The following is an 11,228-nucleotide window of genomic DNA, read 5'->3' as shown; positions in this document are numbered from 1 at the left end:
GGGGAGGGGTCCGTGCGGACCGGCGGACGCGCCGTCGGGCCCGGCCGTCCGCACGGTCGGGGAAGCCTGGTTCAGGAGCCGGCCGAACGCCGGTCGGTCAGGGGCGTCATACGGACCCGGGCGAGCAGCCGGGACAGCGTGCGAGCCTCGTCCGGCGGCCCGTCGACACCGACGGCGTCGAGATCCAGCAGCCGCGCGATACCTGCGGCGCCTGGGGTACCGGGGGCGCCTGTGGCACCGGCGGCGCCTGGGGTACCGCTGGCACCGGCGACACCGCTGGCATCGCTGGCACCGGCGGTACCTGCGGCCTCCGAGGCACTGGTGGCCCCGGTGATACCGGCGGGACTGGTGGCCTCCGTGATACCGGCGGCACTGGTGGCCTTCGCGGCACCGGCGGGACTGGTGGCACCTGCGGCCCCCGTGGCACCGGCGGCACCGACGGCCCCCGGGGTCGCCGCGGCCCCTGCGGCACCGCCGGCCCTCGCGGCACCGTCGGCCCCGGGCAGGCCCAGGACGGCGGCGGGTGCGTCCTCGGGGTCGGCGGCCACGTCGACGAGGCGTACGACGAGGTCGTCGCGGTGGAAGACGGTGGCGGCGAGCACCGGGCTCTCGGGGTCCCGCGCGGTGGCCGCGTCCTGGCGGGCCAGCAGCCGCGCCAGTTCCGGACCGGCGCCGGTGCGCACCGGATACAGCAGCGCGAGCCGCTGCACGCGCGCGCCGGCCCGGTCGCGGGACGTCGCGTGGTGGACGGCCGGCATGGCGGCGCGGGTGAAGAACCGCCGGGCGGACTGCGGATCACGTAGATCCCGGTCCTGCTCCAGATACGGGTCGAGCGCCTCCTCGACCGCGCGCACCCCGGGCTGCCGGGCGACGTGACGCAGCGCGGTCTGGAGGTCGCCCCGCACCTCCACGGCCCGCACGATCCGGTTGCCGTGCATGAAGAGCGAGGTCCGCAGCAGCCGCGTGGAGTCGTCCACGTGGGCGTCGGGCGACACGTACTCGGACAGCAGCCGGGCGGTCTCGGCCTCGCTGCCGGGCCGCACGGTGAAGGTCAGGGCATGCCGCACGATGTTGCCCCCGACCCGGGGCGCGGAGCGCGGCTCGCCGGGCGCGGGGAGGGCGCCGTCGGTCTCCCGCAGGACGCTGTAACGCAGCGAGTGGGTGTCGCGGACGCAGTCCTGCAGCGGCTCGACGGTGTCCAGGTGCTCGTCGCTGTTGACCCAGGCAAGGAAGGGCGCGGCGCTCTCCCACTCGCTGGTGAGGAGCCACTGGGTCGGGTTCTCCAGGGACTGGCACAACTGGTCGCTGACGTGTCCCGGCACGGCGGCGACCCGGTCGCGGACGCGCTCGTAGGCGTCCAGGAACTCCTGCTGCATTCCGTCGTGGATGTCCAGCATCAGGACGACCCGTACGCGGGCTCCGTCGAACGCGGATATCGACACGCCGCCCGCTTCCGCCGCCACGGCGGCCGACACCGCCGCGGTGTTCGTCGCGTCGGTCGCGCCTGTCGCGCCGGTCGCGTCCGTGGTCGGGGCATCCACCGACACGGCATCCGTCGCAACGACGGGAGAGACCGTCATCCGGCCCACCTCTTCTCCGGGGAACTTCCTCGTGGACTGGGGGCGATCGTCGCGGCGCGCCAGGCAGGCGGGTTACGACGGTCGCGTAAGCACGATCGTGGGCCGTGCCCGCGGGGACCGCGATCCAGGAGGGTTAAGCGGGTGAAGCCTGCGCCACCGCGGGCCTCTCCGGGCCGTACGGGGCATGCATAAAGGCCCCGGCGCACAACTGTCGCCCAACGGAGGACGAACCATGAACGAAAGAGCCGACCGGTCCGGCGGAGCCACCCCTGGGGCCGACCGGACCCACCGCGTCCCGGTCCTCGTCGTCGGCGGATCCCTGGTGGGCCTGTCGACCTCGGTGTTCCTGGGGCGGCTGGGCGTCCGGCACACCCTGGTCGAGCGCCACGCCGGCACCTCCATCCACCCGCGCGGGCGTGGCAACAACGTCCGCACGATGGAGATCTTCCGGGTGGCCGGCACCGAGCCGGACATCCGCAGGGCGGCCGCCACCCTGGCCGACAACCACGGCATCCTGCAGGCGCCCACACTGGTCGGCGACGCGGGGGAGTGGCTGTTCAAGCAGATCGACGCGGGTGGCGGGCTCGCCCGCTTCAGCCCCAGCTCCTGGTGCCTGTGCAGCCAGAACGACCTGGAACCCGAACTCCTCACCCACGCCACCAGCCTCGGCGGCGACCTGCGCTTCGGCACCGAACTGCTCTCGTTCGAGGCCGACGCCGAGGGCGTCACGGCGATCGTGAAGAGCCGGGAGACCGGCGAGCACACCACCATCCGCGCGGACTACCTGGTCGCGGCCGACGGCCCCCGCAGCCCCGTCCGTGAGCAGCTCGGCATCGGCCAGAGCGGACCCGGCGACCTCTTCCACAACGTCAGCATCACCTTCCGCTCCCGCCGCCTCGCCGACGTCGTGGGCGACCGCCGCTTCATCGTCTGCTACCTGACGGACGAGAACGCCGACGGCGCCCTGCTGCCCGTCGACAACCGAGAGAACTGGGTCTTCCACGCCCCCTGGCACCCCGAACAGGGCGAAACCGTCGAGGACTTCACCGACGAGCGCTGCGCCGCCCACATCCGCCGCGCGATCGGCGACCCGGACCTCGACGTCGAGATCACCGGCAAGGCCCCCTGGCACGCCGCCCAGCGCGTCGCCCGCAGCTACCGCTCCGGCCGCGTCCTCCTCGCCGGCGACTCGGCCCACGAGATGTCCCCCACCGGCGCCTTCGGCTCCAACACCGGCATCCAGGACGCCCACAACCTCGCCTGGAAACTTGCCGCCGTCCTGGAGGGCTGGGCGGGCGAGGCCCTCCTGGACACCTACGACACGGAACGCCGCCCGGTCGCGGAGGCCACCAGCGCCCGAGCCGCGGCCCGCTCGGTGGAACACAGCCACCCGGGCTTCGCCCCGCCGCCGGTCGTGGGTGGTGGCGGGGCGCCCGGTGGTCCCGGCGGTCCCGGTGGATCCGGCGGCCCGAGGGGTGCGTCCGGCGGTGTCGGTGGTGCGTCGGGTGGTCCCAGCGTTCCCGGTGGTCCGGGTGGTGCGCCGGGTAGTCCCGGTGGCCCGGGTGGTGCGCCAGGTGGTTTCGGCGGTCCGGGAAGTCCCGGCGGTGCGCCCGGTGGTGGCGGCCCCGGCGCCCCCGGTGGCGGCCCGCAGCGCGGCATCCTCAACGTCGCCCTCGGCTACCGCTACCCCCAGGGCGCGGTGGTCGGCGCCGACCCGGCGACCCCGGTGGTTCCGGAAGGCCTCGACCTCACCGGCGCGCCCGGCAGCAGGGCCCCGCACCTCTGGCTCCGCCGGGGCGACGCCCGCGTCTCCACCCTGGACCTCTACGAGGACTCCCTGGTCCTGCTCAGCGACGCCGCCCAGCCCACCGGCTGGCACGAGGCGGCGACGGAGGTGGCAGCCGTAATGCGGGTCCCGCTGAAGTCGTACCGCGTGGGCGGGACACCCGGAGCCGACCTGATCCCGGACGAGGAGGAGACCGACTGGGCGCGGGCCCACGGAGTGACCCGCGGCGGCGCGGTCCTGATCCGCCCCGACGGCTTCGTGGCCTGGCGCTCCCCGGGCCCCGCCCCGGACCCGGAGTCGATGCTGCGTCAGGTGGTGGGGACGGTACTCGCCCGCACGTGAGGCCACCGCCCAAAACGTGGACCACTCCCCGTTTACCTGTTACCGTCTGGACGAACAGCTAAACGGGGAGTGCTCCCCGGTATGGGAAGGGGTGGGCCGGACGTGGCGGAGACGGCGCTGGTGCTGGGCGGGGGCGGCCTGACCGCCTACGGGTGGCAGGTGGGCGTACTGGCGGGACTGGCCGACGCCGGGGTGCACCTCGCGGACGCCGACGTCGTCGCCGGCACGTCGGCGGGCTCGCTGCTGGCGCTGGACCTGGCCCGGGGGTCGGCCCCGGCGGACCTGTACAAGGAGCAGCTCAACCGCGAACGGGCCATGATGGACGTGGACTTCACGTTCACCATGACACTCAGGTACCTGTGGGCCGCGCTCGGATCACGCGACCCGAAGACGGTGGTCGAGCGCATCGGCCGGCTCGCGCTCTCCGTGCGCGACGTGCCGCAGACCGCGGTCTTCGACGCCATCGGCGCCCAACTGCCGGTCCGGGACTGGCCCGAGCGGACCGTCCGGATGTTCGCCGTCGACGCGCTCACCGGCGAACCCACCTCCTTCGACGCCGACAGCGGAGTCGACCTGCTGCACGCCATGTCGGCCACCTGCGCACTGCCGCCCCTCTTCCCGCCGATCTCCATCGGTTCGGGCCGCTGGATGGACGGCGGCGTACGCTCCACGACCAACGCCGACCTGGTCGACGACTGTGCGCGGGTCGTCGTACTGGCCCCGATCCCCAAGGGCGCGGGAGCGAGCCCGAGCGCCCGGTCCCAGGCCGAGACCCTCGCCGCGCACGGCGCCCGGACCGCGCTGCTCGTCCCCGACCGGGCGGCCCGCCGCGCCTTCGGCCGCAACCCCCTGGACGCCGCCCGCATCCCGGGGGCGGCGCGGGAAGGCCGGCGCCAGGGCGCGCTCCACGCGGAACGCATCGGGGAGATCTTTTCGGCCACCGTCAGATAGAACGCGACCGGGGACCGGAACCGCGGGGAACTCCCGCCAGTTGAAAGCCCCGTCACAGGACTCCCCGCTCATGACCGCTGGGTGTCACCGGGCACCGACGACGGGGCCGGGGGAGGGGGCCTCGCGCCGCCCCCGTCGACCGTCCCTCCGCGTCGCGCGTCCGAAGGTTCCGAAAGACCGGACACCTCGTCGACCAGGGGCTGGACGCGGTAGGGGACGACCGCGCTCAGGGCGATGACCGTCGTGCTGCGCCGCACCCCCGGCACCTCCAGCACATGGTCGATCACCTGCTGCACATGCTGGTTGCTCGTGCCCGCGATGCGGCACCAGATGTCGCCGGGGCCCGTCACGATGTGGGCCTCCAGGATCTGCGGAACGGTCCGCAGGCGCGCCGCGATGGCCTCGCGGGCCGGCTGGTCCACCTCGAAGGTCGTGAACGCCTGGACCACGTGCCCGAGGGCGGCGACGTCCACCTCCGGCCCGTAGCCGGTCACCACGCCGGAGCCGGTCAGCCGATCGAGCCGCGCCTGCAACGTGCCGCGGGCGACGCCGAGTCGGCGGGCCACCTCCAGCAGGCCCTCACGCGGACGTTCCCGGAGCAGCCGCAGCATCCGGCCGTCGAGCCGGTCGAGTCCCTGTCGTGCCACCGTACCTGCCGATCTGTCACCTGAATGGCGACCGGATCCGGTCTTTCCTGCCAAATAAGCAGCAAAGGAATCCGCCAGTTGCCCATTCGACACTCTCCATCCCACCCTATGTGCTCCCCGTCCACTCCACGAGGAGACCCGTGAAGTCCGTGAGGCAGCACACGCACCCCTTCATCCCCTACCGACCCGACCGGTACGACGAGACCGAAATGGTCCGGCGGGGGCGGGACTTCCTCTCGTTCCTCGACCGCCGGCGCAGCGTGCGGTTCTTCAGCGACGAGCCGGTCCCGCGGGAGTGCGTCGACCTCGCCGTCGCCGCGGCGAACACCGCACCCTCCGGCGCCCACTTCCAGCCGTGGAGGTTCGCCGTGATCGGCGACGCCGAGACGAAGCACCGCATCCGGGTCGCCGCCGAGGAGGAGGAACGGGTCAACTACGAGGGCGGCCGGATCCCGCCCGAGTGGCGCGCCGCGCTCGCCCGCCTCGAAACGGACTCCGACAAGAGCTTCCTCGACGTCGTGCCGTGGATCGTGGTCTGCTTCGCCGAGAAGAGCACCGCGCTGCCGGACGGCTCCCTGCGCAAGAACTACTACGTGAACGAGAGCGTGGGCATCGCCTGCGGCCTCTTCATCGCCGCACTGCACGCGATGGGGCTGAGCACCCTGACGCACACACCCAACCCGATGGGCTTCCTCACCAAGATCTGCGAGCGCCCCGGCAACGAACGCCCCTACATCCTCTTCCCCGTCGGCTACGCCGCACCCGACTGCGAGGTCCCGGCCCTGACCCGAAAGCCCCTGGCAGAGGCGATCTGCGAGCCCCCGCGCTGACGGCCCCCGATCGCCGTACGCGTGCCGTACGCGCGTCGGGGGCCGTCGGCTCAGGTCCGGGTCACCTCCTCGCGAGCCGGCGCCGACGGACCAACCATCCGCCGGCCACCCCGGTCACCCCGGCCACCCCGGCCCCCGCGAGGGCAACCGTCCCCGCGGCGACCGACGCGGTGTCCGTCGCCCCCGAGTCCGCGCGGGCGTCCGCGGAGCCCTGTGTCCGCTCGGCCCCGGTGTCGTACCCCCCGGCGTAGCCGCCCTCGTCGTACGTGGACCCCGGCATCTTGTCGGCGTACCGCCGGTGCACCAGGCGCTGGTAGCGCGCCAGGCCGGTGCCCCCGGCGCCGACAGAGGCGCGGGCCTCCTTGTTCAGCGGCATCACCCGGCCGTCGGTCACCCGGTACCAGGCGTTCAGTTGGGGCTCCCGGAAGACCACCGACCCGGCCTCGGCACGGGCCGCGTAGTCGGTCTCGTCGCTCCCCGTGGCGATGTTGACCACCTGCCACTTCCCGGAGACCCGGGCCGTCCACACCGAGGCGGTGTCGCCGTCGGCGTCGACCGCCTCGGACGCGGCGAACTCCATCGTGGCCACCGGGGTCCGCTCGGCCGAGGTCGCGGTGACGAACTCCGGGTTGAGCGAGTACACCGGGACGGTCCCGCCGACCAGGCGCGGATCGGCCGCCTCGGCCGCCGTGGCCTCCTGGGCGGGGCTGAGTCTGCCCTTCTGGCCGGGCGGGAGGCCGTCGCGGGCGAAGAAGCTCTCCAGGACCCGCAGGGTGGCCGCGGACCCGGCGGCCCGGTGGGCGTCGGACAGTTGCGCCGCGGTGGGAGCGTCGGCCACCACAGGGGTGTCGGAAGGCCCCGCCTGGCCGACGGCGGTGACGGCGGCGACAGCGGCGACCGCGGGTGCGGCTTGGGCCGCCAGACCCAGCCCGAGCAGGGCCACGCCGGGAAGCGCGATCAGCCGGGCGGCACGGCGTCGGGTCGGCCGGGCGGTGTGTCGGCGTTGTGTTCGCATGCCGGGCTCACGCTCCGATGCCGTAGAGGGAGTGGGTCCAGAAGAACGAGCCGTTGTTGACGTAGTAGCTGTAGGTGGCCCAGTTGTAGCGGTTGCTCGACGGCCAGGGGTCGCCCCAGTACACCCAGTTCCTGCTGACGTCGTAGCCGTAGACGGTCAGCATGTGACCGCCGCCGGACTGCCACTGGATGCGTGACATCACCGGGCGATCGGCGTCTATCTCCCTGGTGATCGTGTCGTAGTTCAGGTAGCCGTTGACGTACCGGCCAGGGTTGATGCCCATCGAGTCGAACGCCCGCTGGTCGTTGCCGAGGGTGGCCTGCCAGTTGGGGCAGGAGCTGTTCACTGCCCGGCCGAAGGCGAGATTGCAGAACTGGTTCTGCGAGTAGTCGCGGCCGTAGTACTCCGCGACGGTGTCGCCGGTCGCGGCCCAGCACCAGTTGCTCAACTGCTGTGCCTGCATGGAGATGTTCAGCCGACGCCAGGTCCACTCGGCCTGGGTACCGCTGCCGCCGACCGACGAGCGAGTGACGGTGGACGGCGGCGCCGCGTGGCCGGACGGCGAAGACGCCGCCGACGCCACCGAGGGGGTGAGCAGTCCGACGCTCGCGGAGAGCGCGAGCGCCACGGCCCACCGTCGCCGTGTCCGTAGTGACCGGGACAAGCGCATGGATGGCCTCCTTGTGGGGATGGTGAACCACCGGCCGGACCCAGGGGAGAACGGCAGGAACCGGGCAGAACCAGGCAGAACCAGGCACCGGGAGCCGGGACCGTCGGGGCCGGCCGGGGGGAGTGGCTCGAGAATCGGACCGCGCGGCCGGTCGTTCAAGGTGCGGGGAAACCGGGCCGGTTCGGCGGTGAACCGGGTGTGAACACCTGTGAACGGCGCACGAGCCGGACCGGACCGCACCGGAGCCCCGTCTGCCCAGCCCGCCCGCATCGCCCCCGGCCCGCCCGCGGACCGTCCGCGCACCGGCCGTGGAATCGTCCCGTCCGACCCGGTGCCTTCGGCCGCCGGCTGTGTGAACATCCACTCGAAGCACACGGGACCGGGCAACGGCGGAGGTGATGTGTGATGCGTACCGACAGACGCCCCAGCAGCGCGGCTCAGGGCGAACCGTCGGACGAGTCCCTGACCGAGGCGCTGCGCAGCGGCCCCTTCCACCTGGCGCTGCGCACGGCCGTCCGACGGCGCGGCCTCGCCCTGCACCGGATCCGCCACCACCTGGCAGAACAGGGCCTCCAGGTCAGTGTGACCAGCCTCAGCTACTGGCAGCGCGGGGAACGGGTACCGGCCAGGACCGAGTCGGTGCAGGTGGTCAGGGCACTCGAACACATCCTGGACATCGCCCCCGGCGCCCTGGTCCGCCTGCTGGAGCCGGCACACGGCGGAGCCACGGGCACCACCAGGGCGGCCCGCCGCTACCAGGAACTCATCGGCCAAGACACCGCAATACTCAACCTGTTGGACCAACTCGACTGCCCCACCGAGGACCGCCTCCACACGGTGAGCCAGTCCGAGCAGGTACGCCTCGGCCCCCGGCGCGAACTGTGGCGCCGCGAGATCCAGCAACTGGTCCGCGCACACCGGGGCAACGTCGACCGGTACGTCTCCATCTACGAGGGCGACCCCGGCTGCGACATCACCCGGGTGCGGATCGACCCCCAGGACAACTGCCGCCTGGGCCGCGTACGCAGCGACCAGGCGTCCTCACTCCTCGCGGTGGAACTGGTCTTCGACCGCCCCCTGTCCCTCGGCGAGACCCAGCCCTTCCGCTACCGCATCACCGACGGCACCGGCGGCGAGTGCACCGAGTACACCCGAGGCTTCCGCTACCCGGTGGGCCACTACCTCCTCCAGGTCTACTTCACCCCGCCGAACCTCCCGGTCCGCTGCTACCGCTTCACCCGCCGCTCCGCCCACGCCCCCCGCCACCGCGTGACCCAGCTCCCCCTCAACGCGTACCACAGCGCCCACCTGACAGAACAGGACTCCAGTCCGGGCATCGTGGGCCTGGCCTGGGAGTGGGACTGACCTACGGCGCCCCGCCGGGTGCACTCGGTGTCTGGACAGTCCGTCCCGGCCGAAGCGCCACTTCGGCGGCGTGTCGCCGGGACAAACCGTCCAATCATGAGCCCCGGACCACTTGCTATGCAGCTGCGGATCCCGATGGCGGTCCGTGGTCCACGAGAAGATCCGTGGCGTGACCGGCGTTCGTTACGGCGTGGTCCGGGAGGATGCGGCCGGACTTCCCGCTCCACGTGATCACCAGTTCGTCGCCGGCCCGCGTGGCCGCGACGAAGAGCAGCGAGCGGGCGCGCCGTCCCCGACGCGGGCCTCTCCCCGACTGCGACCAGGAGGTCCGGTCCGGGCGCTCGAACCCGTCGGCGCACCGGCGCCGTTAGCCTGTCGGTATGACGGAGCGTGTCGTGCCCGGCCGTGCGGGAGGTCTGATCACTCTGGAGGCCGCGGACGCGCTGTGGGCCGGTCTGACGGCCGACGGCGCCGTGCCGACGGCTTCCGGGGCGTTCACCCGCCGGCCCGCCCGTGCCCCGACGGGGTACGTCCTGCTCGGCGGCCGTGTCGTGGCGACGGTCGAGGTGGACGGTGGCCAGTGGCGTGTTCCGGAGACCGAGGTGCGCGGGGCGGCCGCGGAGTTGAACACGGTGCGGATGGACCGGCGGGACCTGGTCCGTGTCGGTCCGTTCCGCGCGGCGCGGGGGCCGGGGCGCGACGAGGAGACACGGATGCGCTGGCGGCAGTGCGTCTCGGACGAGCAGCGGGAGCCGGTCGGCCCCGGGCGCGCGGCCCGGCCCGCGGCCGGTCGGCCGCGCCATCTGGCGGGGATCGACTGGCGTCGGGTGCTGGTGGAGCGGGACCGTGCCGGGACCCGGACGTGGTGGCTGCCGCGCGCCGTGGTGAGGCTGCTCGACGCGGCCGAGCACGCCGAGGCGCTGTGGCTGCGAGCCGAGGGGTCCCGTGGGACGGGCATGGGCGGGGGCGTGGTCACGACCGAGTCTCCGTCTCCCTCAGGTCCCCGACGGACCGGGGGCGCCGACGGCCGACGGACGCCGCGCTCTGGGGGCGCTGCCGCGCCACTGGGTTCCGAAGAGCCGGTAGTGTCACCGCTCCCCGAGGACTCCGGCGCTTCGCCCCGCCCGTACGGCAAGGAGCTCGAAGGCCGGCTGTACTCGGTGCTCAGCAGAGAGCCCGGCATCGCCGGAAAGGTGGCCGGGTGGATGTGTGCCGTCTGCCGCCGTGCGCCCGCCGCGGTCCTCGACCACTGCCACGAGCACGGCTACGTCCGCGCCCCCGTCTGCCAGTCCTGCAACACGCGGGAACGGCCCGACCATCTGTACGCCGACGACGTCCGCGTCACGACCCGCTACATCCGCCTCTTCCGCACCGACGCCGACGATTGGCTCCGCCACTGGCACCGCTGCACCGGCTGTCGCGCGCGCACCGTCCTGCCGCTGCCGCACCTCGCCGCGTGGACCGCCTTCACAGCCTGCCGGTCACTGCGCCCGACCCACCGGACCCCGCGCGGGCGGGAACCCTGCGGCGCTCTGCGCGTGTCCTGGACGGGCAGCCAGAACACGCCCCGGTCCTGTCTGCTCACCGTCACGGTCGACTTCTGTCCCTCCGGCGAGCACAGTGTCCTGGCACGGTTCCCCTACCGTGACGCCGCCGAGCGGTTCCGCGACTGGCTGGCCGAGACGGCCCCCGCCGTGGCCGCCGCGGCCGGTCCCGACCGCCTGGACGGCCTCCCCGCCCAGCCCCGTCCCGTCGTCGCGGACACCGCCGCCGAGGGCCAGGCACTGTTCTGAGGCGTGCGCCGCACATCGGGGCGGGCAACTCCCTCGGGACGCGGCTTCCGACGCGCACCTTACCTTCGGGATGACTCACCAAGACGCCGACATCGGGATCGTCGTCCGCCACCGGGACGGCCCCGCGGTCGTCATCGATCCGGACGGCTTCGACCTGAGGACTGGCGGCCCTTCTGAGGGTCGTTGCTGTGGACACTCAGGCTCGTTGAAGAAGTCGACCGCATCGACGGTGACATGAACTCACGCAAG

At 73.2% G+C, this 11,228-nt stretch carries 8 protein-coding genes and 1 pseudogene; 5 read left to right on the top strand and 4 right to left on the bottom strand.

Annotated elements, in window-relative coordinates:
* Positions 1 to 71: 71 nt before the first annotated feature.
* Entirely contained in the window at positions 72 to 1,580 is a 1,509-nt protein-coding gene (locus KUM40_RS15900; RefSeq protein ID WP_308401160.1) for a SchA/CurD-like domain-containing protein, read from the bottom strand.
* A gap of 232 nt (positions 1,581 to 1,812) precedes the next feature.
* Between KUM40_RS15900 and KUM40_RS15895 the strand changes: the two genes are divergently transcribed.
* Complete coding sequence (locus tag KUM40_RS15895; RefSeq protein ID WP_217166615.1) at positions 1,813 to 3,708, top strand: FAD-dependent monooxygenase; 1,896 nt, start codon at positions 1,813 to 1,815, stop codon at positions 3,706 to 3,708.
* A 102-nt stretch (positions 3,709 to 3,810) separates the two neighbouring features.
* A complete protein-coding gene (locus tag KUM40_RS15890) occupies positions 3,811 to 4,659 on the top strand; it encodes a patatin-like phospholipase family protein (protein WP_308401159.1) in 849 nt (282 codons plus the stop codon).
* 164 nt (positions 4,660 to 4,823) lie between these two features.
* Here KUM40_RS15890 and KUM40_RS15885 read toward each other — a convergent pair.
* A pseudogene (locus KUM40_RS15885) lies at positions 4,824 to 5,306 on the bottom strand (Lrp/AsnC family transcriptional regulator); the annotation flags it as partial.
* Positions 5,307 to 5,455: 149 nt separating this feature from the next.
* Between KUM40_RS15885 and KUM40_RS15880 the strand changes: the two are divergent.
* A complete protein-coding gene (locus tag KUM40_RS15880; RefSeq protein ID WP_217166613.1) occupies positions 5,456 to 6,136 on the top strand; it encodes a nitroreductase family protein in 681 nt (226 codons plus the stop codon).
* Between the two features lie 61 nt (positions 6,137 to 6,197).
* On the opposite strand, the gene KUM40_RS41340 is transcribed toward KUM40_RS15880, so the two are convergent.
* Together KUM40_RS41340 and KUM40_RS15870 are read right to left on the bottom strand one after the other, a co-directional pair.
* Positions 6,198 to 7,151, bottom strand: a complete 954-nt coding sequence (locus KUM40_RS41340; protein ID WP_254395159.1) for a hypothetical protein — start codon at positions 7,149 to 7,151, stop codon at positions 6,198 to 6,200.
* A 7-nt stretch (positions 7,152 to 7,158) separates the two neighbouring features.
* Positions 7,159 to 7,821 (bottom strand): papain-like cysteine protease family protein, encoded by a 663-nt coding sequence (locus KUM40_RS15870; RefSeq protein WP_217166612.1) that lies wholly within the window; start codon positions 7,819 to 7,821, stop codon positions 7,159 to 7,161.
* Positions 7,822 to 8,226: 405 nt separating this feature from the next.
* Here KUM40_RS15870 and KUM40_RS41335 point away from each other — a divergent pair, with 405 nt between their 5' ends.
* Positions 8,227 to 9,186 carry a hypothetical protein gene (locus tag KUM40_RS41335; RefSeq protein WP_254395158.1) on the top strand — a complete coding sequence of 320 codons (960 nt, stop codon included), beginning with the start codon at positions 8,227 to 8,229 and terminating at the stop codon, positions 9,184 to 9,186.
* Between the two features lie 380 nt (positions 9,187 to 9,566).
* Positions 9,567 to 10,979, top strand: coding sequence for an endonuclease domain-containing protein (locus KUM40_RS15860; RefSeq protein WP_217166611.1), 1,413 nt, complete (start codon positions 9,567 to 9,569; stop codon positions 10,977 to 10,979).
* Positions 10,980 to 11,228: the final 249 nt, after the last annotated feature.

This window comes from Streptomyces sp. AC512_CC834, assembly GCF_019049325.1.
Taxonomy (GTDB): Bacteria; Actinomycetota; Actinomycetes; order Streptomycetales; family Streptomycetaceae; genus Streptomyces.
This window is presented reverse-complemented; position numbering and strand designations above follow the sequence as displayed.

Excerpts from the sequence above, each read along its gene's own strand:
- KUM40_RS41340 (WP_254395159.1), bottom strand. The coding sequence starts at position 7,151 with ATGCGAACACAACGCCGACACACCGCCCGGCCGACCCGACGCCGTGCC.
- KUM40_RS15870 (WP_217166612.1), bottom strand. The coding sequence starts at position 7,821 with ATGCGCTTGTCCCGGTCACTACGGACACGGCGACGGTGGGCCGTGGCG.
- KUM40_RS15895 (WP_217166615.1), top strand. The coding sequence starts at position 1,813 with ATGAACGAAAGAGCCGACCGGTCCGGCGGAGCCACCCCTGGGGCCGAC.
- KUM40_RS15900 (WP_308401160.1), bottom strand. The coding sequence starts at position 1,580 with ATGACGGTCTCTCCCGTCGTTGCGACGGATGCCGTGTCGGTGGATGCC.
- KUM40_RS15860 (WP_217166611.1), top strand. The coding sequence starts at position 9,567 with ATGACGGAGCGTGTCGTGCCCGGCCGTGCGGGAGGTCTGATCACTCTG.
- KUM40_RS41335 (WP_254395158.1), top strand. The coding sequence starts at position 8,227 with ATGCGTACCGACAGACGCCCCAGCAGCGCGGCTCAGGGCGAACCGTCG.